The organism is Caldisphaera lagunensis DSM 15908 (genome assembly GCF_000317795.1).
Classification (GTDB): domain Archaea; phylum Thermoproteota; class Thermoprotei_A; order Sulfolobales; family Acidilobaceae; genus Caldisphaera; species Caldisphaera lagunensis.
In genome coordinates this window covers 1,181,523-1,204,506 of sequence record NC_019791.1, presented here as the reverse complement: position 1 = coordinate 1,204,506, position 22,984 = coordinate 1,181,523, and the positions used below count along the sequence as shown (strand labels likewise).

The window sequence follows — 22,984 nt, the reverse complement described above, 5'->3', positions numbered from 1 at the left end:
GTATGACATTAGCAGGAAATCCAAAAAAGGTTGCTGAAGAAATAAAAGAAAAAAATTTTGTTGAAACAAAAAAGCTAGTCGATGATGCATATAGTGCATCTTTGAAACTATTAAATGAATCATATCAAGCTGCATTAAATGAGTTTAAAAAAGGATTAAATGATAAATCCCAAGAACTTAATGAGTCCTTGAAAAGCGTTGAAGCTAGTCTTCAATTAGAGTTAAGAAAAGCCGTTTCAGAAAAAAGGAATAAATATATCGATGATGTTTTTAACAATGCAATTAATGAAATTAAAAAAGAAAAAAGCAAGGATTGGTATATTAACTTTATGAAGAAGGTTATTTCAATAATTTCATCTGAAGCTGATAGCTATAATGGCTTAATAGTATATACATCAGAAGATGATAAAGATCTTGTCAAAAAATTGACGTCACAATTTAAAAACATTGAGGTTTCGCAAGAAAACGCAAATATAATTGGTGGTGTAATAGCAACAAATAAAGATGGAACAATTAAATTAGATTTTAGTATAGATCAGATTATAAAGGAAAATGAGGTTTTTCTTAAGGGTATTGCCTCAGAGAAATTATTTGGAGGGAAGTAATATGGTAAAAGGGAAAATTAGTAGAATTACAGGACCTCTTGTAGTTGCGGAAAACATGACTGGAGTTCAAATGTACGAAATGGTTAGAGTTGGTGAAGAGAGACTTATTGGAGAAGTAACGAGAATTAAAGGTGATGAGGCATATATTCAAGTATACGAGTCTACTACAGGCTTAAAGCCAGGGGAAATCGTTGAAGGTACAGGATCTCCGTTAAGTGTTGAATTAGGCCCTGGATTATTAGGGAACATCTACGATGGAGTTCAAAGGCCTTTACCCTTTATTGCTGACTTACTAACTAAAACTTCTCCAAAAAGGAGCATATTTGTTGAGAAAGGTATTGATGTAAGCCCATTACCAAGAGATAAAAAATGGCACTTTATGCCAGGAGAAATAAAAGCTGGTGATAAAGTTTCTGGTGGGGACCTTTTAGGTTTAGTTCAGGAAACTGAATTAATATTACACAAGGTTATGGTCCCTCCAAATACATATGGAGAAATAAGTTGGATTGCACCTGAAGGAGATTATACTATAGTAGATCCTATAGCAGAAATAAAAGTTGGTGGAAAAGTAAAAGAGCTATATTTGACTCATCGTTGGCCAGTTAGATTCCCAAGACCATATAATCTAAAACTAGATCCATCTGAACCTTTAATAACAGGGTTGAGAATAGTTGATACTTTATTCCCAATGGCCAAAGGAGGTACTGGAATGATACCAGGAGGTTTTGGAACAGGAAAAACTGTTACAATGCATGGATTGGCTCAATGGTCTTCAGCAAACGTTGTTTTATATATTGGTTGTGGAGAAAGAGGAAATGAAATGACCGAGGTTTTAGAAAGGTTCCCAACTTATAAAGATCCATGGACTGGTAAACCATTAATGGAAAGAACTGTTTTAATTGCAAACACAAGTAATATGCCAGTTGCTGCGAGAGAAGCAAGTATTTATGTAGGAATTACTATAGCGGAGTTTTATAGAGATATGGGTTATGATGTTCTTTTAGTTGCTGACTCAACGAGTAGATGGGCAGAAGCATTAAGAGAGATAGCTGGAAGATTGGAAGAAATGCCTGCCGAAGAAGGATATCCAAGCTATTTGGCTTCTAGACTAGCAGAATTTTATGAAAGAGCAGGTAGGGTAAAAACAATAGGTTCTCCTGATAGGGTTGGAAGCGTTACTGTAGTAGGTGCGGTAAGCCCTCCAGGAGGAGACTTTACAGAGCCAGTAACAACTCATACTAGGAGATTTACCAGAGTATTTTGGGCACTAGATACTGCTTTAGCTTATAGCAGACATTATCCAGCAATAAATTGGATCTTAAGCTATAGCGCATATGCAGATACCGTAGCTGAATGGTGGGCCAAAAATGTTGATCCAAGATGGAGAGAATATAGGGATGAAATTATGGATATATTGCTTAGAGAAAATGAATTGCAAGAAATAGTAAGGCTTGTAGGTACAGAAAGCTTAGATGAAGGGGATAAATTGGTGTTAGATGTAGCAAGAATGATTAGAGAAGGATTCTTAAAACAAAATGCATTCGATCCTATAGATACATTTACCTCTCCTAAAAAACAAGTTGAATTAATGAAGTTGATAGTAGATTATTATAGAAAAGCAAGAGAATTAGTTCAAAATGGTGTTCCTGCAGCAAAAGCAAGAGAATCTTTAGGAAGACTTTATGTAGATATAATTAAGGCTAGGTTTAATATACCAAATGATAAGCTTGAAATGATAGAAGATCTTAGAAAGCGTACTTTGAACGCTCTTGAAGAATTAAAATCAAAAGAGGTGAAAAGTGCATGAGCTCTTTATATGGTATAAGAGAATATTCTAAGATAGTTGAAATAAAGGGACCATTAATTGTAGTTGAAGGAGTTAGTAAGGCATCTTATGATGAAATAGTAGAAGTAGAATTATCAGATGGAACTAGAAGGAGGGGTAGGGTTTTAGATGTATCTAAAAACGTTGCTGTCGTTCAGGTATTTGAAGGTACAACTGGTATAACAACAACAGGAACAAGGGTTAGATTTTTGGGAAGGCCTTTAGAATTACCAGTTTCTGAAGATATGCTTGGGAGAATATTTAATGGTTTAGGAGAGCCAATAGATAATGGTCCTGAAATTGTTGCTGAAGAAAAATATGATATAAATGGTTCTCCAATAAATCCAGCTGTTAGAGCATATCCTGAAGATTTTATACAAACAGGGATTAGTGCGATAGATGGTATGAACACATTAGTTAGGGGGCAAAAATTACCAATATTTAGTGGTAGTGGATTGCCTCATAATATATTGGCAGCCCAAATAGCAAGACAGGCGACAGTTAAAGGAGAAGGGGAAGAATTTGGTGTTGTATTTGCTGCCATAGGAATTAAATATGATGATTACATATTCTTTAAGAAATTCTTTGAAGAAACAGGAGCATTAAATAGAGTAGCAATGTTTGTAAATCTAGCTGATGAGCCTGCAATGATTAGGCTTGTTACTCCTAGAGTTGCATTAACGTTAGCAGAGTATTTAGCTTATGAAAAAGATTTGCATATACTAGTAATATTAACTGATATGACAAACTATGCAGAAGCTTTAAGAGAAATAAGTTCATCAAGAGAGGAAGTACCTGGAAGACAAGGTTATCCTGGTTATATGTACAGTGACTTGGCAAGCATTTATGAGAGGGCAGGTAGAGTTCATGGTAAAAAGGGAAGCATAACACAAATACCTATATTAACAATGCCTAACGATGATATAACACACCCAATACCTGATTTAACTGGTTATATAACAGAGGGGCAAATAGTATTAAGCAGAGATTTATATAACAAGGGTATATATCCTCCAATAAATGTTTTGATGAGTTTATCTAGATTAATGAAGGAAGGTATTGGTCCAGGAAAGACTAGAGATGATCATGCATCAGTTAGTGATCAATTATATGCTTCATATAGTAGGGGAGTTGATTTAAGAAGTTTAGCGGCCGTTGTAGGAGAAGAAAGCTTAAGTGAAACTGATAGGAAATTCCTAAAGTTTGCAGATTCATTTGAAAAGAAATTCTTAGCTCAAGGTGTAAGAGAAAATAGAAGCATAGAAAACACATTAGATTTAGCATGGGAAATATTATCTGAATTACCAGAAGAAGAGCTTACAAATATAAAAGAAGAAATTATTAAGAAATATCATCCAAAATACAAGAAATAATCAATCAGGTATTAATTCTGTACCTATTTTTTCTCCATTTATTACTTTTAATAAATTTTCCGGATCTTTACCATTAATAAATATTACTTTTATTTTGCTTCTTTTTATTAATTCAAAAGCTACATGATCAAGTAATTCATATCCTCCTGCAATTTGATTCATATTTTTTATTAATTCCTCCATTTCTTTATATGTTATTTTATCAAGCTTCTTTGATCTAGGATCGTTAGGATTTTTATCATAGATTCCATCAATATTATTAAGCATATTTATTACAACATTTGCATTAAGGCTTTCAGCCAAAACCATAGATACAGCATTTGTGCTATGCCCTGGTTGTAAACCCCCTAATATGGGGATTAAATTATTGCTGAAAATTTCTATGGCCTCAGTTAAATCCTTTGGAACCTTTGGTATACTATATGGTTGCAAGGCAGAAGATAGAGATAATGCATTTAACCTTGCGGATTCTATGCCCAAGATATCTAATATAGACTCTTGTATGTTTAATTCCCTTAAACTATTTATATAGCTTCTTGCTAAAGGTCCTCCTCCAACAACGATTCCAATTCTATATCCTTTGTTGATAATTTTTCCAATAACTTCTCTAGTCTTTTCATAGTATTTTTTATCAGGTGGATATAATAAACTTCCGCTAATTTTGATAACAATTTTTTCCATATTCTCCCTATTTTATAATCGTAAACATGTTATTAATTAATTTATTAGTCTCAGAGCCTAGTATAGTTCACCTCTCACAGCTTTTAACCATCATCATCGACATTTTTTAATTTACTAAGCTAAAGCTAAAAACTTATTATTTTTGTTTTTCATTTTTAACGATGTGGTTAGCTTGCCTCAGATTTTAATAAAGAGGCCTGAGGTAGATTCATTTTATACATTTTCTACAGTAGAACTTCCTGAGCAATATTGTAGAGGACTTGCATGTTTTGCCTCAAGATCTTTAAATGAAAAAATTTTTTCTAAATCTAAAGTCCAAATACCAAGGACATATTGTTTAGGTTTTTGTTATGCAGGTCCCTCATATAGCAAGGGATATTATAAGAGGCCCATCATTGATATTAAAACAAAGAAATCAGTTCTCTTAAAGGATATAGTTAAGGATAGAATATATGATATAGAGCAATATATTTCTCTTGATGGTCTATCTGCTCTTAAAAAGGCTTTGAATATGGAGCCCATAGATATAATAAAAGAGGTAAAGGAATCTGGATTAAGAGGAAGAGGAGGAGCTTATTTTCCAACAGGTCTTAAATGGGAATCAGCATATAATCAAAGAGAAGAGGAAAGATATTTAATTATTAATGGAGACGAAGGGGATGCAGGAGCATATATAGATAAAGTTCTAATGGAAGATAATCCTTATTTGGTTATAGAAGGAGCTTTGATAGCTGCTTATGCAATAGGTGCTAAAACCATTTACATTTATGTAAGAAAAGAATATCCTTTTGCATATGAAACAATGAAAAAAGCAATCAATGAATTTAAAAACAAAGGCCTTATAGGAACAAATGCCTTGAAAGGAAGGAGTATAAATATAATATTGGAAAAAGGGAAAGGATCTTATGTAGTTGGCGAAGAAACTGCTATGATAAATGCAATTATGGGGTTAAGAGGAGAACCGAGAGCAAGGCCTCCTTATCCAACAGAATTAGGTCTATTTAATAAACCCACAGTTGTAAATAATGTAGAAACTATTTCAAATATTCCTTGGATAATAAAAAATAGTGGGAAATCATATTATGAACTAGGCTTTAACAAGAGCAGGGGAACAAAATTAATTTCATTAAATAATCTCTTTAATAAGCCAGGAGTGTATGAGGTAGAATTTGGAATTAGCCTAAATGAAATAGTTTATAATATAGGAGATGGCCTTAAGAATAATTTGCCTTTAAAGATGTTAATTATAGGAGGTCCTTTAGCAGGTCCTATTTTACCTAATGAGTTAGATACGAAGCTTGGTGTAGAGGAATTAAGAAATATAAATGCTAGCCTAGGTCATGGAAATATAATAGCATTTAGCAATGATACCACAGCATTTGATTTACTATATGAAATTATTGATTTTGCAGCTTATGAATCTTGTGGGAAATGTTTTCCATGCAGATTTGGAACACAAAGCCTTCTTTCCATAGTTGAAAATGCAAAGAAAAGGGGTTATTTTACTAAAGAAGAATCAAATTCTATTGAAAGAATAGCTAGAGTAATGAAATCACAAAGCCTTTGTGGTCATGGAGTTGGAACTGGAGATGCTGTTTTATCTATAATTAATAAATTAAGAGACGAGGTGGTGAAGTAATGGAAAAAGTAAAGATAACAGTTAATGATAAGGAATATTATGTTGATAAAGATAGGAACCTTCTTCAAACATTAAAATCTTTAGGCTATTATATACCTAGCCTTTGTTACGACGATAGACTAGAACCTTATGGCTCTTGTAGGCTATGCTATGTAAGAGTTAATGGAACTCTCTTACCTTCTTGTACAACTAAGGTTAAAGAAGGCATGAGAATAGTTACAGAAGATCAGGAAATAAGTGAAAACAGGAAGACAATTTTAGAAATGGTTTCAAATCAGATAAGCGGAGATTTATTAAAAGAAAAAGAAATAAGCGAGGCATTAGATAAATATGGAATTTACTATGAGCCAAAAGAAATTAAAAAAGAACTAATTGATGAATCTCACCCATATATTTATGTTGATATGAATAAATGCATTAAATGCTTTAGATGCGTAAGGGCTTGTGATGAAATACAAGGATATCATGTATGGAGAACTTGGTTTAGAGGTAGTAAAGTATTAATTAGGCCTGATGGTTTAGATTTTGGTCATAGCAGTTGCGTAAGTTGTGGCCTTTGTGTTGATGTTTGCCCAACTGGAGCATTAGAGGATAGAACTATAGCAATAAATGGATGGCCTAATAATTGGGTTAATACTATATGCCCATATTGTGGTGTTGGTTGTCAAATTGATGTTGGAACAAAAAATGGAAAAATAATAGATATAAGGCCTTCTAAGAAATCTATTGTTAATAAAGGAAACTTATGCGTTAAAGGAAGATATGCTTGGGGGTATGTTTATTCTGAAGATAGGGTTTTAAATCCTATGATTAAAGAAAATGGAGAATGGAAAGAAGTTAGTTGGGATGAAGCAATAACATATGTTTCTCAAAAAATAAATGATATATTAAAAAGATATGGGCCAAAAGCTATAGGAGTTTTAGTAGGGGCAAGAATAACAAATGAAGAAGAATACTTAGCAGCAAAGTTTGCTAGAGTTGCATTAAAAACCAATAATGTAGATAGCTGCGCAAGAGTTTGCCATGAACCCTCCGCTCAAGGTCTTGAGGATATTTTAGGAACAGGGGGTGCAACAAATACATTTGAGGATTTGGATAAGACAAAGACTGTTATAGTTATTGGAAGCAATATAACAGAAAATCATCCTGTAATAGGAGTTAGATTAAAAAGACTTGCATCTGAAGGGAAAATAAAATTAATAGTTATAGACCCAAGGAAAACTGAAATAGCACAATATGCTGATATATTTTTACAACTAAAGCCTGGGACGGATGTGGTATTACTTAATGCAATTGCTAATACTATTATTTCAGAAGATTTGATAGATAAAGACTTTTTAAATAAAAGAGTCGATGGGTTTGAAGAATTTAAACAGGTAGTCTATAATTATACACCAGAATTTGCTGAACAGATAACTGGAGTTAAAGCGGATCTAATTAGAGAAGCAGCAAGGCTATATGCATCAAATAAGCCATCTATGATATTTTGGGGACTTGGGGTAACGGAGCACATACAAGGAACAGAAATAGTTTATTTGTTAATAGATTTGGCATTAATAACAGGGAATTTAGGAAAGGAAGGAACAGGTTTAATGCCGCTAAGGGGTAAAAACAACGTACAAGGAACAGCAATAATGGGAGCCCATCCTAAAAAGTTATTAGGAGCTGTTCCCTTATCCGACCCTCAAAATAGATTTAGGTTTGAAAAAATTTGGAGACAAAAGGTTCCTGAAGAGCCTGGATTAGATGCAATAGAAATGGTAGAAGCTGCATTGAGAGGAGAACTAAAGGGATTAATTGTTTTTGGAGAAGATTTAGCTATGTCCCATCCATTTAGAAAAATGGCAGAAGAAGCTTTATCAAATTTAGATTTATTAGTTTTGATTGATATGTTTCATAACGAAACATCAAAGTTTGCTAACGTATTTTTGCCAGCAAGCAGTTCATTCGAAAAAGAAGGTACGTTTACAAATGCAGAAAGGAGGATTCAAAAAGTGAATAAAGTTATAGATCCATTAGGTAATTCCATGCCTGATTGGAAGATTGTTATGAAATTAGCCGAATCATTAGGGCTTAAGGAATATTTTAATTATGATACTCCAGAAGATGTTTGGAATGAGATCAGAATTCTTTGGTCTTCAGTTTATGGTATTACATATGAAAGACTTGAAAATCAAGGAGGATTACCTTATCCAACGCCGGAATTAGATAAAGAACCAATTAAAATACTTCACAAAGATAAGTTTACAATTGGTGAAAAAGCAAGACTTAAACCGGTTATGTTTATTCCTTCGCCTGAAAATGTTACCCAAGAATATCCATTAATATTGATAACTGGGAGATCTTTGTATCATTTTAATATGGGATCTATGACTAGAAGAACACCAAACAAAGTAATTTTTGGTGAAGATATATTAGAAATAAATCCTATCAATGCAAATTCCTTAGGAATTAAAGATGGGGATTTGGTTAAAATAGCTAGCAAATATGGCAGTACTATTATAAAAGCAAGGATTAGTGATAGGGTACCTAAAAATGTTGTCTTTGCAACAGTTCATTTTCCAGAACAATCAATAAACTACGTTGTATCGCCTAATATAGACAGGATTAGTCATATACCAGAATATAAAGTAACTGCAGTAAGGATAGAAAAATTATAAAACTTTTTATTATAAATAAAATTGGTAAAAATTGACATATTTAAAGGACTAATCTGGATACATTTCTCCTAGTTTTGCTGCATTAGCTAATATTTCATCTGTATTAGATGAATGCAACCAAACACCTTTAGTATTTTTAACAGACCTATCTATATGTTCAAATATACTTTTAGGTATTGAACCAAATGTAAGCATATCTAATTCTATTTCTGAAATGGATAATAATAATGCAGACATTTCAAGGCTTACTCCTTCATTAAAGCCTGCATCAGTTATTAAAATAATTCTTTTATGATATCCAGGATTTACATTTCTTAATATTAAATACGCATCTTTAATTATCTCACTTGGAGCAGTAGCCTTTCCCATTATCTTGAGTTGTAAAATTGCTTTTTCTATAACTTCTAATCTATCTGTAAGATCTGTTAGGGGAAAGGAATATCTATAAAATATCATTAATGATAACAATGTAGGTAAGTTTCTGCTAAATAAGCTCCTAGCTATTATAGATGCAGCTCTCTTAGCGTTTTCAAATCTATTTGGTTTATAATCTTTTCTTGCCATGCTTATACTAGTATCGACTCCTATTATTACGGCTTCTCCAATAAATTTCAACATTACTCATCTCGGATTCTTACAATTATTCTATTCGCTAATGTATGAAGATTTACATTAAGAGTAACTAAACAATTCTTATAGGCGACTATAAACATTTTATCGCCAAAATAATTAATGCAATTTTTAATATTTTAAGCTTTACCCACTCTACTCAAAGAGTTCAGACGGAATAATTAAAGGAATAGTACCCATCTTAGCTATAATTTCATTAAGTTGTTTTTCATCTATTATATTAAATTTTTTAGAATATAGGAAAAGAGAAAGAGTTGGAACACCTACAATACCTTTGCTTTTTGCTGTTTGCCTTGTTCTAATGTCATCGGAGACAAGTATTGCGTTTTCTTTTTTTGAAATGCTAATAGCTTCAGCCTCTTGCAAAGTTATACCATTTTTTCTTGCAAACTCATTAAGAGGATTCTTTACTTGTATAACTTCATAGTTTCCTAAATAAACTAATGAACCTCTTAATTTGGAATACCTCATTATCAGCGATCTTATCGAATTATTTGTTTCCTTACTTATTAATAATCTTTTGTCAAGCTTTTTAATTAAGTCAATTTTATCCAATTCTAGTATAGTATAAGTTGATGATAAGTCAAATACTAAAGAGTTCCTTTTTTCAATTTCTTCTATATTTTCGTTAAGTTCTTTTATATCTATAACGCCTATTTCCGGTGAAACATTTTTCTTTAAAAAATACCATATAACTTCTTCAATACCCATACCACTTATTTCTATAGCTAATTGAAAACTTATCTTCCCTTCTTTATATGCTCTAAATGCTATTTCTTTCATATCAAAGCTATCTATAAATCTCCTAATAGCTTCTCTAACTGCTTCTGTTTTATTAGAATAGACGCCTGCCCTGACTAAGGCATCTAAAGCATTTTCGCTATATCCACTTATTTCAATATTTGTAACCATTAAAATTACCCGCAGTCCTCTATTTAATATTGATTATTTTCTCCTTATTAATTTTTATCTTAAATTAAAAATTATTCCAATGCCTTTGATATAATTTCTATTCCTTTTTCTATTCTTTCAGGTTTTTCAGCAACGAATGAGAGCCTTAATGATGATAAATATTTCTCGCTGAAATAGTTCCCAGGAACTGATGCAACTTGATACTTTTCTAATAGATTTGCAGAAAATTCTTCCCCATCGTTTATATATTCTTTTAAATCTACAAACACAAACATTGAACCTTTAGGTATTATATACTTTGCCTTTGGAATTCTTTTCTTAATAGCGTTTATCATCACATCCCTTCTTTTCCTATATTCATTAATTACATCTTTTATATATTTTAATCTTATATCTGATCTCAAATACCTTGTGACCATATGTTGTGCAAATGAAGGAGGACAATATACCATCTCTTCATTAACTAGTTTGATCTTATCTATTACATTTTTAGGCCCATAGACATAGCCAAGTCTCCATCCTGGTATTGATGGGTCTTTTGAAAATGTGTTTATTGATATAATATTGTCTGGAGCATATTTATATAAAAATTCATGTTCTCCTTCATATATTAATGTTTTATAGGCCTCATCATTAATTATCCAAATATCATTATCTATTGCTATCTCTGCTAATCCCTTAGCACTTTTATGATCTATAATTCTTCCTGTTGGGTTATCAGGACTAACTAAGATAATTGCCTTAGTTTTCTTTGAAATAATGTTTGCAATATCATCAATGTTAGGTTGAAAGTCTTTTTCCATTGTAACATAATGTCTAACAATTTTTGCTCCATTATAATCTAATAATGGCTTGTATCCAAAATAAGTTGGATCAAATAAAATTACCTCATCACCAGGTTCTAATAAGGTTGCAAGTGTTGAAAACATTGCTGCTTGTCCGCCAGCAGTTATAACAATATTTGAGGGATTGACATCTATTCCTCCTAGAAGTTTTAGATCATCAGATATTGCCTCTCTTAACTCTAAAATTCCTTGGCTTGGGGTATAACCGTAAAGGTTCATAGATTCTTCCTTTAATAACTTACCCATAAGTTCTCTAATCTCAATTGGAGGTGGAATACTTGGCTGTCCTGCAGAAAAAACAATGATATCCTTGTTTTCTCTCTTTAATTTTTCCCTTATAGCATCTATTTTTCTAGTTGGAGATTCTTTTAAAAGATCTATTTTGTTATTTATAGTACGCATATATACCGCCTCAAAACTAAAGATTATAAAACCTATATTTATTTTTTCATGCTTTTAATGAATAAAATTATGCGGGGGGTGGGGTTTGAACCCACGCAGGCCTACGCCAACGGGCCCTCAACCCGTCCCCTTTGGCCAGGCTCGGGCACCCCCGCGCATTTAATTTATTTGTTCATTTTGAATTTAAAAATGAATTTGCCAATAAAATTTTAACCTAGAAATGAAAAATAAAATGGGTGTAAAAAATGTCTAGAGAAGGAAAGATAAGTAAAGCAATGGCAAGATTAATTAAAAATGTAACGGTTCATACACTTTGGATTTATGTGTTAGCTATTTTAGCAAGAGGATCAACCTATCCTTATCAAGTTAAAAAGAAAATAAAAGATACATTTCATTTTAATCCTCCAACAGTTACTTTATACACCGTTATGTATCGTTTAGAAAAAGAAGGTTTGATAAGGAAAACAGAAAATGGATCATATGAAATAACTGAAGATGGAAAGATCGCTTTAAAGAATGCCTCTGATACTTTAAAACAATTAAGCGAAACATTAGATCATATATAATTAATAATAAAATTATTTTCATCTTTAATTAGTATAAATTAAAATGAATTTCATAAAAAAGTAAATATTTCAATTAGTATATAGAAACTGGTAGCTGAAAATGGAAAATAATCAACAAGATAATGAAAAAGATTTAGTTGAAATTTTGGTAAGCTACAAAGGCTCAAAGGTTTGGGCCTACAATATATCAGGTACGTCAATACTGGTTTGCCCAATATGCAAGTCTTCTTATTTTTTCAGCGAATCTGATTTAATGAATCATTTAATTTCTCATGCTAAGGGATACATTGAAAAAAGAAGAGGTACGCCAAGTAGGCAATTTATAAGAAGAGAAGAAGGATGACTTATTTATGTATAAATTTTTAGTCATCTAATTTTGATATACCCTTGTTTTTATATTAATTATAGAAAAATGGTATAATTATAAATTAATAGCCTCTTTATCATAGCCAAATTTAATTATAAATTTAATGCTAAAACGCATAGGATAACAAAGTCATTATTGATTTAGTTATTATGCTAAAAATATTAAGTCTTTCAATTATAAAAATATTTAATCTTTATATAAATAAATTATAAATGGCGAGTATCATGAATAAGGAATATATTGATAAAATTTTGGAATATACTAATTTACAAAATGTATGGAGAGTTAAAGAAACAATTAATTTGATAGCCAGCGAAAATGTTATGAGTCCTTTAGCCCTAACTGTTTATATGAGCGATTTTATGAATAGATATGCTGAAGGAAAACCATTTAAAAGATATTATCAAGGAACAAAATATTCAGATGAATTAGAAGTCATGTCTAATGAATTGATGGGAAAGCTTTTGCATACAGATATGGTTGATATAAGGCCAATTAGTGGAACTATAGCAAATGCCTCAGTTTTTAGAATTTTAGCAGAACCTGGAGAGCAAGCAGTTATTGCACCTGTTCAAGCAGGAGCTCATGTTAGTCACACTAAGTTTGGCACTCTAGGAGCATTGGGTATAAAACAAATAGAATTGCCATACGATGAAGAAAGAATGAATGTTGACATAGATAAAGCAATCAAAGTTATTGAACAAGTTAAACCTAAATTTGCCGTATTAGGAGGAAGTGTTTATTTATTCCCTCATCCAGTAAAGGAGATTTCAAATGCAATACATTCAGTTAATGGAAAGCTTGTCTACGATTCTGCACATGTTTTAGGTTTGATTGTTGGAAATGCATGGAGAAATCCGTTAGACCATGGGGCTGATGTTATGACCTCTTCTACACACAAGACATTTCCAGGGCCTCAAGGGGGGGTAATAGCTTTTAAGGATAAAGATTTATATAAAGAAGTGGGAAAAACTATATTCCCATGGTTTTTAAGCAATCATCATTTACATAGATTACCCGCAACGGCTATAACAGCTCTTGAAATGATTGAATTCGGAGAGGCATATGCAAAACAAATAACAAGAAATGCCAAAAAGCTAGCAGAGTCTTTGGCAGAAAGAGGGTTTAAAGTAATAGGAGAACATTTAGGTTATACAATGAGTCATCAAGTGCTTGTAGACGTTTCTCCTCAAGGCGGGGGAGCAAAAATTGCTAAAATGTTAGAAGATGGCAATATTATATTAAATAAGAACTTGTTACCTCATGATCCTCCAGAAGCAGTACAGAATCCAAGTGGATTAAGAATAGGAGTCCAAGAAATGACAAGATTTGGTATGAAGGAAGATGAAATGGATCAAATAGCAGAATTTATAGAAAAGATTGCTATCAAAAAAGAAGATATAAGCAAGGTAAGGGAGGAAGTAAAAGAGTTTAGGAAGAATTATCAAAAGGTACATTATGGGTACAGTTCTGATCTAATAAATGGGAAATATGTTAATTTGTTAAATCTTTTAATATAATTGATTCTATTTTTTATAAAACTGCATAAACTTTTATATATAAAGTAATTTAAAGTTTTAATGTTTACTTAACATTTTAAGTAATTCTATTTTTTATGTTGTATATCACTTCTTCATAAAATTATTGTTTAGATATGTTAGGTCTTACTATGCTATTCCATATATATTACTAAAAATACGTATTACATTCAGTGATAATGGGGTAGATTCGGGTCGGGGGGTTAATTTGAATACAATATTAGTTATCTCATCAAACATATTTGGCGATGGTAATTCGTTAAAAGCAGCATTTAAAGCTGCTGATATACTAAGGCATGAATATTCAACGACTGTATTTGTTGAGGTAGTAAATTCTCTTAATTCATTAGAAGTGTTTAATGAAATGCCAAAAATAAGAATTGGTAATAATGAATTGGTAATCGAAGATAATGAAGATATTGATCATATTGTTAATAAAATAGTAGATCTTGTTTTGGAAAATATAAGCGTTGGTTCATTAAATAATGTAAATGATAATATAGAAATATTTAGCAAGAATGAACCAGAATCTTATATGGGAGTTTTTATTGAATAATTAAATAAGATTTTATTATATTGAAATTATACTAAAAATATTTAAATTCTAAATGATACCATTTCCTTTTGGATAAAAGAAGTACAATAATAAATGAAATATTAACGGAGGAAATCAAATGTCAGATAGAAGGGCTAGGGACTTTTTATATAAGGTGATAGCAGAGCTGTATAATAGATCAAAGTACATAGAGGTACTTGACTATCCTAGAAGTATGAATAGAAGGAGCATTGACTTAGCAGTTCAGCTAAATAATGGTAAGTTTCTTTTAATTAAGGTTGCCCATGATTTAGAAGAAGTATCTAAAGGTGAAATTGAGGAGCTTTTAGGTTTATCTTTAAGGCTTAATATTCCATCTTTAATTATCTCAGAAAAAAATAAAGGAATTTTAATGATAGATGGTATTGTTTACGAAAAGAATGGAGCAAAGGCAGTAAAGCTTGAAACCTTAGTATCTGCATTAGAAAATAATGATGTATTTATATATCAAGATAAAGAGAGCTTTAAGGTAAAAATAAACCCAGAAAAATTAAAAGAAAAGAGAATGGAAAGAAATATGAGCCTAGGAGAAATCGCATCTTTACTTCATGTCTCCAGAAGATCAGTTTATGAATATGAAAGAGGTACCATAGAGCCCTCTATAGAGTTAGGAGAAAAGCTTGTCAATATTTTCGGAGATGATATATTAAAACCAATAGATATTTTTAGCGAAGAAAATTTAGAAAATGTTCAGATCGAAGAACAGCCGGTTGATGTGGTAGAAGAAAGAATTATATCAAATCAATTGAAAGAACTAGGTTTTATAACATATCATGCAAAAAGAACAGTTTTAGATATTGGAGCAAAGAATAATAAAGGAAATAGGCTATTAATTATAGTTAGGCATGGAAAAGAAGGTCCCTCTGCTCTATCAACAAAAGCCCAAAATCTAGAAAAGCTAAGCGATACAACCAATTCAGCATCTTATGTTGTAAGTAATGATAAGAATTTGATTAAGGAACTTGAGATTGAAAAGGCTAAAGCTTTAACTCTTGAGGAATTCATAGAATTTCTTAGGGATAGTTTTGGGAATAAATGAGAAATTAAACAAAAGCTCTATTTCAATTACTGGTAGACCTGGGGTTGGAAAAACAACTTATGCTTTATTATTGGTTGAGAAACTAAAATCTTTTCAATGCAAAGTTAAAGGTTTTATAACAAAAGAAATAAGGGAAGGAAATACAAGAATAGGTTTTACAGTAAAGGATTTATCAAATGATAAACAAGTTGTATTAGCATCTAAAAACATTAAAAGCACGATAAGGGTTGGAAGTTATTATTTAAACGAGGAATCTTTTAGCTTTATTATAGATATTTTAAAAAACTTAAATGATTCTGATGTTATTGTTATAGATGAAATTGGTCCAATGGAATTAAAGATCAATGGTTTTGATAATTTATTGAAAAATATAATTGGTAAAAAGCCATATATAATAACCTTTTATTATAAGCTTAAAGAAATAAGACCTGATATTTATAATTTGTTAAATAAAGGAGAAATTATAGAACTTAATTTTGAAAATAGGAATAAATATATGGAAAAGATAGATCAATATGCAAAGATGATAAAAGATGCGTCTCTCTGTCATTAAGGAAGGTAAAGCACTCATATATATTCCAGATACAAGAGATGCACAAATATCAAAAGGAATTATTGAGCCGTCCCATTTAGACGTATTCTATAATCCAGTTATGGAATTTAATAGGGATTTATCTGTTTTAGCTGTAAGTACGTTTATTGAATCTTATTGGCCTGGAAAAGAAGTAATAGGTATAGACCCTTTATCAGCAACTGGTATAAGAGGGATAAGATATTCTTTAGAAATTAACAGCATGTCTAAGGTAATAATTAATGATATAGATAAAGATGCATATGATATAATGGTTAAAAATGTTGAATTAAATGGGGTTAAAAATGTTGATGTTTATAATAAGGATGCAAATAGCTTGATGAGATCCATCAGATTTGAACAAAATCAAATTATTAATATAATAGATCTTGACCCTTTTGGAAGTATTTTGCCTTTTATTGATACTGCTATCTCTGTATCATCAAAAGGGACCTTACTTGCTTTAACTGCAACTGATTTGGCCGTATTAGGGGGTTCTAAATATATCGCCGCAAAAAGGAAATATAGAGTAAATCTAATTAGTATAAAACATTATAGAGAAATAGCCCTAAGGGTTTTGTTAGCATTTATTGCTTATGTTGCAGCATCTTATGATAAGGTTATAAAACCCCTTATCGCATATAGTGTTGACCATTATGCAAGAGTATACTTATTAATAGATAGGGGAACAAAAAAATCAGAAGAGATGCTAAATAAAAATATAGGATATTATAAATATGAAAATGGAATATTGATGAAATGCGATAATAATTGCTATGGACCTATTTGGAATGGAAATATTAGTGATATAGAATTTTTAAAAAGTATTAATGATAAATTAAAAGATTTTTCTTATGTAGAAACATATCAGAGGATGGATAAATTTGTTAAGATGTATTTAAATGAAATGGAGTTTTCAAATTATTATCACCAAAGGCTTGACACAATTTGCCAATCACAAAAAATTAACATGCCTTCTATAATTAAATTCATATCAGCATTGGAGAATAAAGGATACAAGGCTTTTAGATCAACTTTTTCAAATGTTGGATTTAGGAGTAATGCCCCATATGATGTTTTAATTGAGACATGTAGAGAATTTAAGAGCTCATGAATCTATAGGTGAAATTAGGTCAACCTCAACTTCATCATATTCATCATATCCTTCGACATTTTCAGGTATAATTAACAAACCATTTGCTTCAGTTAACGTCGATAAAACTCCAGAAGCTGTTATTGCTAGAGGGTCAACATATATTTCATTGCCTTCTTTCCTTACTTTAACTCTAAGATAAGTTTTAACACCAGCTATGTTTGCAATCCTCCTTGTTATTTTACCCTTAATTTTTGCTATTGGTTCTTCTTTTGTATTTCTGAGGAAATTTATTGTTGGGAGTATAAATGCATAAAAGGCTGCTATAGCAGCAACAGGAAAGCCAGAGACCATTATAATAGGCTTTCCATTAACAACAGCTCCACTTGTAGGCTTCCCAGGTCTCATCCTAACCCCATTAAATAAAATTTTAGATCCTTCTATTGATGATATCGCGTCAATTACTAAATCATAATTTCCTACACTTGTCCCACCAGTTGTTATTACCATATCTGCTATTTGCAAGCCTAGTCTTATTCTATCCTCTATAGATTTCACATTATCATTAACAGTTCCTAAATCTATTGGATTGCATTGGTTTGATTTGAGCATGGATTTAAGTAAAGGTTTTGTACTATTTATTATCTTTCCTTCAGTATTTTCATTAAGTTCTGCAATTTCATTTCCTGTTGACAATATTGCTATGTTTAGATATCTTTGTACCTTAATTTTTTTAATTCCAGCAGATGCTAGTGCACCAATATGCCATGGTTTTATAAAAGTGTTTTTAGGTATAATTATTTTACCTTCGTTAAAATCTTCTCCTTTTTTTGATATGTTTTGGTATGGAGCAACTGGTTTATTGATATCTACAATATCCCCTTTATAGGTCGCATCTTCTGCCATTACTACAGCATCGGAATTCTTTGGTATTGGTGCTCCAGTATATATTATCATAGCCTCCCCTTTATTTATTTCCTTAATAATTTTAGGATCATCACCTGCTTTTATTTCTCCAACAATTTTCAATGATATAGGATTTGTTATAGATGCTCCTACAGTATCAGATGAAATTACTGCATAACCATCAACAGCGCTTCTATCATATGGAGGTATATTTACGTTTGACCTTACATCTTCATAGGAAATTCTTCCATAGGCATCTTCTATGTTTATTTCTTCATAATCAAGATTTGGTTTAATTAAATTATTAAGTAAAAGGCTAAGAGCATCATCGACTTTTGTTAATTCTTTAAATCCCTTCATTTTAATTTTGAACACTAGTTACCACCAAAATTTTGTAATATCGTTATACTTATTTATTAATTATTGTTAATAAGTATAATTTTCCCATCGTAAAAATTTATATTATAATTAAGTTTTTTTGCAACCATTTTTATTATTTCTTTAGATATATTTAGTTTTTCTATTTTTTCTTCGAAACAATAATCTTTATGATAACATTTAACATTGTTAAAATCGAAACCGTAAACTTCTATTGTTTTTGCATTAAATAACATTGATAATGATATAGCCCTATCCCCATCAGTAAATACTCCAATTGGTAAAGCGCAATAAGGTGTGATTACTTGTGTTGTATAAATTATATTATAATTCATGTTATATACGTTTCTTATTCTTGTATAATTATCTCCATGTACATGAAGAAATACATATTCTGATAAAAATTCCATTTCCCCTAACAATTTCAATGATAAATCTAAGTCACCAGTTATATAGAGGAATTTTATATTATTTTTTAGTGCGTTTATTAAACCCCCTTCTGGACCTGCAAAGATTTTGCAATTGCTAATATTATTATTTATATCTCCAGGACCTACTATACATATATTTGAATTATTTATTTTTTCAAATATATTAATTATGTTTATATAGAAATTTTCATTACAAATTCTTGGTAAAATTTCCATTGATGACTCCAATTCTTTATGTCTTGGATATTTAAAAATTGGTTCTACGTAATCTGTATATACATTGATTATTTTATCAATTCTATTTAAAATGTCTTTCAATTCTTTTGAATATCTCATTAGATATTCTGACATATTTTTCATCCATTTTTGATGCTCTTTCTACACACCATTTTAGTCCTTTTGCGTAGTCTAAAAACCAATCTTCTATAACATTGGCCTCTATTTTTGTTAATAAAATAAGCATTTCCACTAGACATCCATATACTCTTGTGTAAGGTAAATTTTCACCTTTTATTTTTTCGAATTTTTCACACTCAAATTCTATACCATTTTCATCTTCTCTTAGAAAACGTGAATAGCATAGATATACACTTCCCATATTATCTAAATCGGGGCAACCGTTTACATATTTTATTTCGTTTTCTATTTCGTGATCTAAGCTTTTTAAATAAATTAAAGGATCATTAGGAGATAGCAAATAAATTAAGCTTTTATCATTTAAAATTTTTGAAAGGCGTGTTGTTTTATAAACATAAAACTTAGGTTTATCTTTAAATAAAATTCCTATTGGCATTGAGTATCTTGTATTGCATGTAAATGCAATGAATTCATAATAAATATTTTTAAGCATTTTTATATGCTATCCAAGTCTCCGTATAGTATTCTTAGCTCATCTAGTGTTAATGCTTCCCCTTTCTTTTGTTTTTCTTCTATCTCTTTTCTCTTTTGTTCTAATAGGTTAACCTCTATACCACGTTGTTTTGCAAGCTTCATTTCTTTTAATTTTACCATCGTATTTCTATAATCTTGATATAATGCATCTAGTTGCTTTGTTAGGTTTTCGATTTCTTGACTCTTTTGCTGTATTTCTGCACCCAAAGAATCTATATTTTTATTATATTCATCTATTTTAGGATTAATCGAAGAAATTTCTGCTTTTAATCTCCCCGCATTTTCTCTTAATTCTTTTATTTTATTTATAGCTTCTGATAGTTTAAGCTTTAGACCTTTTACATCAGCCTCAAGTTCTAATATTGAAACTTCTTCTTCTCTTGCTCTTCTGACTCTTTCAGCCAATTCTTCTAATTTATCTATTTCTTCAACTAGTCTTTTTTCTTCTTCTGGTGTTAATACGCTAGTTTGTTGTCTCCACTCTAGTTCTTCCATTCTCTTTTGTATTTTTCTTAAGCTTAATTTAGCAACATCACCTTCTTTTTGAGTTATATTATGAGCTTCTTTTAGCTGATCTAATTTGCTCTTAAATTCCTTACTTAATGTTTCCCTTTCTTGTTTCAATTTTGCAAGTTCATCTAAAATCTTCTTTCTTTGATCTCTTAGCACTTTAAATCTTTCAATAAGTTGTTTTTTGTCTTCAATTAACTGTCTTCTCTTATCTCTAAGAGATTTTATTTCTTCAATTAACTGTCTTCTCTGATTTTTTACCTCTAAAATTTTGTCCCTCAATTCATCAATATGTTTTAAAAGATTTTGTTCATTAGATTCTGAATTGCTTTGTTGCTGGGAATTCTGTTGAACTTGACCTGAATCCACCAAACATATCACCTCTTCAATATTACCCTTGCATCTACCGCTTTCACGCCGAGGCTAGAGGCTATTAGGGGGTTAATATCCATCTCAGATATTTCCGGTATTGCGAGCATTAACTCACCAACCCTCATTATAGCCTCAGCCACCGCATTCTTGTCAACAGGTTCTAGGCCCCTGTAACCTTCTAAAATTTTTACGCTTTTAATTTCATCTATCATTTCTCTTGCATCGCAATCAGTTATTGGAGACATTCTCATAGAGACATCACCTATAACTTCAGTATATATACCCCCAAGGCCAAACAAGACTATTGGCCCGAAATTCTCATCAAATTTACTACCAACTATGATTTCATTACCCTGTTTTGCCATTTCCTGAATCATTACTCCACTTATCTTAGCTTGGGGTAGCCTATATTTTACGTTTTTTATAATGTTTTTATAGCTTTCTGCTAGTTCCTCTTCATTATTTATATTTAATATAACTCCTCCAACATCAGATTTATGAATTATACCTTCGCTAATTATTTTCATAGCTACTGGAAAATTAATTTCCTTAATGCATGATTTAATCATATCATAATTTTCTACGATGCAATATTTTACTGTATTTACACCAATTACATTTAATAAATCTAGTGCCTCATTTTCTAAAAGTTTGTTCCTGTTTTGATATAAAGCGTTTTTAATAATTTCTCTTGCCCTATTTATGGATTCTTGGCTTATAGAAATTCTACGACAATTTTCAAATCTTTTTGTTGAACATTTTCTACAATCATATAACTTTGCTAGTGCCTTAGAAGCCCTATCAGGAAACTCAAAAACTGGAACCCCCTTTTCTTCTAGCATTAATTTTAGTTTCTCTCCCATTTCTGCGCCTATTGTTACAACAGCAATAGGTTTATCAAAGTGTTTTTGAGAGAAATCAAAAATAACATTTGAAATCGATAAATCCATAGTTTGAGGTTGAATCAATGCTATGATTAAAAACATATCTACTTCATCATTTTCTGATAAGAGATCTAATACATATTTATAATAATCTGATTTTGCATCTCCAGTAAAATCTATGGGATTATGCAATGAAACCCTTGGAGGAAATACTTCTTTAAGCTTTTCTTTTATCTTTTCAGATATTTCTGGAACAGATAATCCATTTTCAATCAATGTATCAGCTGCTATTACTCCATGACCTCCAGAATTTGTTATTATACCAACCCTATTTCCTTTTGGAATTAAATTAAATGACATAACCTTTGCAATATCAAATAATTCCTCTAAATCATTTGCTATAATTATGTTTGCCTGCTTAGATATTGCCTTGAATATTTCATAAGAACCTGCTAGAGAAGCCGTATGGCTTTTTGCGGCACTAGCCCCTCTCGAAGTTTTACCTCCTTTAATTAAAATAATTGGTTTTCTATAAACAGAGGTAACCTTTCTTGCAGTTTCAACGAATTGATATCCCTTGCCAGGAGTAATACCTTCAATATACATTAATATTACTCTCGTTTCTTCATCTTTACCTAGATATTCTAACGAATCAATTTCATCTATATCAGCCTTATTACCAAAATTTATTGCCTTACCTATCCCTATGTTTTTCGATGCAGCCCAATCCATTAATGTAGCTAATAACGCACCACTTTGGCTTATAATTGATATAGCACCACTTTTGGGCCTTCTCATCCTTTCATAAGGTAGGAAAAATGTGTCTACGCCTTTAAATGAATTATAAATACCAATACAATTTGGTCCCAATATTCTCATGTTGAATTTGTTTGCTATTTCTATAATTTCTTCTTGAAGTTTGTATCCCAATTCTGAATCAATTTCTGCAAAACCTCCACTTACTATTACAACACCTTTTACTCCTTTCTTCCCTGCATCTAACATTAAATCTGGTACTTTTTTTGCATCAACAGCTATTACAGCAATATCGATTTCATCATCTATATCTAATATGGATTTATATGATTTTACACCTTGGACTTCATCATAATTTGGATTTATAACATAAAGTCTTCCTTTATAGTTTTTCTGCATGCTATCAAGTATTATCCTGCCAAGGTTTTCCTTTTTTGGTGATGCTCCTATTATTGCTACGCTATTGGGTTCGAAGAAGACTTTTATTGAATTCTTTTCCATTTATTATCACTTCC

The 22,984-nt window shown here is 31.0% G+C and carries 21 protein-coding genes and 1 tRNA gene; 12 read left to right on the top strand and 10 right to left on the bottom strand.

Annotated features, from left to right (window positions below; all coding sequences use genetic code 11):
* Window positions 1–2 precede the first annotated feature (2 nt).
* The 3 genes from CALAG_RS05890 to CALAG_RS05880 are packed head-to-tail and all read left to right on the top strand — an operon-like array spanning window position 3 to window position 3,803.
* Window positions 3–605 (top strand): V-type ATP synthase subunit E, encoded by a 603-nt coding sequence (locus tag CALAG_RS05890; protein ID WP_015232821.1) that lies wholly within the window; start codon window positions 3–5, stop codon window positions 603–605.
* Window position 606: 1 nt separating this feature from the next.
* On the top strand, window positions 607–2,412 hold the full coding sequence (locus CALAG_RS05885) for a V-type ATP synthase subunit A (protein ID WP_015232820.1): 1,806 nt from the start codon (window positions 607–609) through the stop codon (window positions 2,410–2,412).
* Entirely contained in the window at window positions 2,409–3,803 is a 1,395-nt protein-coding gene (locus tag CALAG_RS05880) for an ATP synthase subunit B (protein ID WP_015232819.1), read from the top strand. Before CALAG_RS05885 ends, CALAG_RS05880 begins: the two co-directional genes overlap by 4 nt.
* Here the strand turns inward: CALAG_RS05880 and pyrH are convergent, their stop codons facing one another.
* Window positions 3,804–4,484 (bottom strand): UMP kinase, encoded by a 681-nt coding sequence (gene pyrH, locus CALAG_RS05875; RefSeq protein WP_015232818.1) that lies wholly within the window; start codon window positions 4,482–4,484, stop codon window positions 3,804–3,806.
* A 163-nt stretch (window positions 4,485–4,647) separates the two neighbouring features.
* Between pyrH and CALAG_RS05870 the strand changes: the two genes are divergently transcribed.
* Together CALAG_RS05870 and fdhF are read left to right on the top strand one after the other, a co-directional pair.
* Entirely contained in the window at window positions 4,648–6,123 is a 1,476-nt protein-coding gene (locus tag CALAG_RS05870; protein WP_015232817.1) for a complex I 51 kDa subunit family protein, read from the top strand.
* The gene (fdhF, locus tag CALAG_RS05865) at window positions 6,123–8,783 is read left to right on the top strand and encodes a formate dehydrogenase subunit alpha (protein ID WP_015232816.1); all 2,661 of its coding nucleotides are present in this window, start codon (window positions 6,123–6,125) and stop codon (window positions 8,781–8,783) included. Before CALAG_RS05870 ends, fdhF begins: the two co-directional genes overlap by 1 nt.
* 48 nt (window positions 8,784–8,831) lie before the next feature.
* Here fdhF and CALAG_RS05860 read toward each other — a convergent pair whose 3' ends face one another.
* The 4 genes from CALAG_RS05860 to CALAG_RS05845 all read right to left on the bottom strand — a co-directional run bounded on the left by CALAG_RS05860 (window position 8,832) and on the right by CALAG_RS05845 (window position 11,727).
* Window positions 8,832–9,398, bottom strand: coding sequence for a vWA domain-containing protein (locus tag CALAG_RS05860; protein WP_048816797.1), 567 nt, complete (start codon window positions 9,396–9,398; stop codon window positions 8,832–8,834).
* A 150-nt stretch (window positions 9,399–9,548) separates the two neighbouring features.
* On the bottom strand, window positions 9,549–10,325 hold the full coding sequence (locus tag CALAG_RS05855; protein ID WP_015232814.1) for a ribbon-helix-helix domain-containing protein: 777 nt from the start codon (window positions 10,323–10,325) through the stop codon (window positions 9,549–9,551).
* Between the two features lie 71 nt (window positions 10,326–10,396).
* Window positions 10,397–11,572 carry a pyridoxal phosphate-dependent aminotransferase gene (locus tag CALAG_RS05850; RefSeq protein WP_015232813.1) on the bottom strand — a complete coding sequence of 392 codons (1,176 nt, stop codon included), beginning with the start codon at window positions 11,570–11,572 and terminating at the stop codon, window positions 10,397–10,399.
* Window positions 11,573–11,642: 70 nt separating this feature from the next.
* A tRNA-Leu gene (locus CALAG_RS05845) sits at window positions 11,643–11,727 on the bottom strand.
* A 90-nt stretch (window positions 11,728–11,817) separates the two neighbouring features.
* Between CALAG_RS05845 and CALAG_RS05840 the strand changes: the two genes are divergently transcribed.
* The 7 genes from CALAG_RS05840 (at window position 11,818) to CALAG_RS05810 (ending at window position 17,362) form a co-directional block, all read left to right on the top strand.
* Window positions 11,818–12,138 (top strand): PadR family transcriptional regulator, encoded by a 321-nt coding sequence (locus CALAG_RS05840; RefSeq protein ID WP_015232812.1) that lies wholly within the window; start codon window positions 11,818–11,820, stop codon window positions 12,136–12,138.
* 100 nt (window positions 12,139–12,238) lie between these two features.
* Window positions 12,239–12,481, top strand: a complete 243-nt coding sequence (locus CALAG_RS05835) for a hypothetical protein (protein WP_015232811.1) — start codon at window positions 12,239–12,241, stop codon at window positions 12,479–12,481.
* Between the two features lie 248 nt (window positions 12,482–12,729).
* Complete coding sequence (gene glyA / locus CALAG_RS05830) at window positions 12,730–14,025, top strand: serine hydroxymethyltransferase (protein WP_015232810.1); 1,296 nt, start codon at window positions 12,730–12,732, stop codon at window positions 14,023–14,025.
* Window positions 14,026–14,251: 226 nt separating this feature from the next.
* Window positions 14,252–14,599, top strand: a complete 348-nt coding sequence (locus CALAG_RS05825) for a hypothetical protein (RefSeq protein ID WP_048816796.1) — start codon at window positions 14,252–14,254, stop codon at window positions 14,597–14,599.
* 118 nt (window positions 14,600–14,717) lie between these two features.
* On the top strand, window positions 14,718–15,677 hold the full coding sequence (locus CALAG_RS05820) for a transcriptional regulator (RefSeq protein WP_015232808.1): 960 nt from the start codon (window positions 14,718–14,720) through the stop codon (window positions 15,675–15,677).
* Complete coding sequence (locus CALAG_RS05815; protein ID WP_015232807.1) at window positions 15,664–16,230, top strand: nucleoside-triphosphatase; 567 nt, start codon at window positions 15,664–15,666, stop codon at window positions 16,228–16,230. The genes CALAG_RS05820 and CALAG_RS05815 overlap by 14 nt, the downstream gene beginning before the upstream one ends.
* A complete protein-coding gene (locus CALAG_RS05810) occupies window positions 16,211–17,362 on the top strand; it encodes a tRNA (guanine(26)-N(2))-dimethyltransferase (RefSeq protein WP_015232806.1) in 1,152 nt (383 codons plus the stop codon). The genes CALAG_RS05815 and CALAG_RS05810 overlap by 20 nt, the downstream gene beginning before the upstream one ends.
* On the opposite strand, the gene CALAG_RS05805 is transcribed toward CALAG_RS05810, so the two are convergent.
* From CALAG_RS05805 to CALAG_RS05785, 5 genes are read right to left on the bottom strand one after another with little or no spacing between them, the layout of a single operon-like run.
* Window positions 17,357–18,622 (bottom strand): molybdopterin molybdotransferase MoeA, encoded by a 1,266-nt coding sequence (locus CALAG_RS05805; protein WP_015232805.1) that lies wholly within the window; start codon window positions 18,620–18,622, stop codon window positions 17,357–17,359. The genes CALAG_RS05810 and CALAG_RS05805 overlap by 6 nt on opposite strands.
* A 41-nt stretch (window positions 18,623–18,663) precedes the next feature.
* Window positions 18,664–19,407 (bottom strand): Rossmann fold enzyme, encoded by a 744-nt coding sequence (locus CALAG_RS05800; protein ID WP_015232804.1) that lies wholly within the window; start codon window positions 19,405–19,407, stop codon window positions 18,664–18,666.
* Complete coding sequence (locus CALAG_RS05795) at window positions 19,355–19,906, bottom strand: DUF447 domain-containing protein (protein ID WP_015232803.1); 552 nt, start codon at window positions 19,904–19,906, stop codon at window positions 19,355–19,357. The genes CALAG_RS05800 and CALAG_RS05795 overlap by 53 nt, the downstream gene beginning before the upstream one ends.
* 2 nt (window positions 19,907–19,908) lie before the next feature.
* Complete coding sequence (locus tag CALAG_RS05790; RefSeq protein WP_157463286.1) at window positions 19,909–20,826, bottom strand: coiled-coil protein; 918 nt, start codon at window positions 20,824–20,826, stop codon at window positions 19,909–19,911.
* Between the two features lie 8 nt (window positions 20,827–20,834).
* A complete protein-coding gene (locus CALAG_RS05785) occupies window positions 20,835–22,970 on the bottom strand; it encodes an acetate--CoA ligase family protein (RefSeq protein ID WP_015232801.1) in 2,136 nt (711 codons plus the stop codon).
* Window positions 22,971–22,984 lie beyond the last annotated feature (14 nt).

What these genes read in the sequence shown, in the direction of transcription:
- CALAG_RS05890 (WP_015232821.1), top strand. Translation starts at nt 3, where the DNA reads ATGACATTAGCAGGAAATCCAAAAAAGGTTGCTGAAGAAATAAAAGAA.
- CALAG_RS05855 (WP_015232814.1), bottom strand. Translation starts at nt 10,325, where the DNA reads ATGGTTACAAATATTGAAATAAGTGGATATAGCGAAAATGCTTTAGAT.
- CALAG_RS05835 (WP_015232811.1), top strand. Translation starts at nt 12,239, where the DNA reads ATGGAAAATAATCAACAAGATAATGAAAAAGATTTAGTTGAAATTTTG.
- CALAG_RS05785 (WP_015232801.1), bottom strand. Translation starts at nt 22,970, where the DNA reads ATGGAAAAGAATTCAATAAAAGTCTTCTTCGAACCCAATAGCGTAGCA.
- CALAG_RS05795 (WP_015232803.1), bottom strand. Translation starts at nt 19,906, where the DNA reads ATGCTTAAAAATATTTATTATGAATTCATTGCATTTACATGCAATACA.
- fdhF (WP_015232816.1), top strand. Translation starts at nt 6,123, where the DNA reads ATGGAAAAAGTAAAGATAACAGTTAATGATAAGGAATATTATGTTGAT.
- CALAG_RS05800 (WP_015232804.1), bottom strand. Translation starts at nt 19,407, where the DNA reads ATGTCAGAATATCTAATGAGATATTCAAAAGAATTGAAAGACATTTTA.
- CALAG_RS05810 (WP_015232806.1), top strand. Translation starts at nt 16,211, where the DNA reads ATGCGTCTCTCTGTCATTAAGGAAGGTAAAGCACTCATATATATTCCA.
- CALAG_RS05840 (WP_015232812.1), top strand. Translation starts at nt 11,818, where the DNA reads ATGTCTAGAGAAGGAAAGATAAGTAAAGCAATGGCAAGATTAATTAAA.
- CALAG_RS05880 (WP_015232819.1), top strand. Translation starts at nt 2,409, where the DNA reads ATGAGCTCTTTATATGGTATAAGAGAATATTCTAAGATAGTTGAAATA.
- glyA (WP_015232810.1), top strand. Translation starts at nt 12,730, where the DNA reads ATGAATAAGGAATATATTGATAAAATTTTGGAATATACTAATTTACAA.
- pyrH (WP_015232818.1), bottom strand. Translation starts at nt 4,484, where the DNA reads ATGGAAAAAATTGTTATCAAAATTAGCGGAAGTTTATTATATCCACCT.
- CALAG_RS05820 (WP_015232808.1), top strand. Translation starts at nt 14,718, where the DNA reads ATGTCAGATAGAAGGGCTAGGGACTTTTTATATAAGGTGATAGCAGAG.
- CALAG_RS05885 (WP_015232820.1), top strand. Translation starts at nt 607, where the DNA reads ATGGTAAAAGGGAAAATTAGTAGAATTACAGGACCTCTTGTAGTTGCG.
- CALAG_RS05850 (WP_015232813.1), bottom strand. Translation starts at nt 11,572, where the DNA reads ATGCGTACTATAAATAACAAAATAGATCTTTTAAAAGAATCTCCAACT.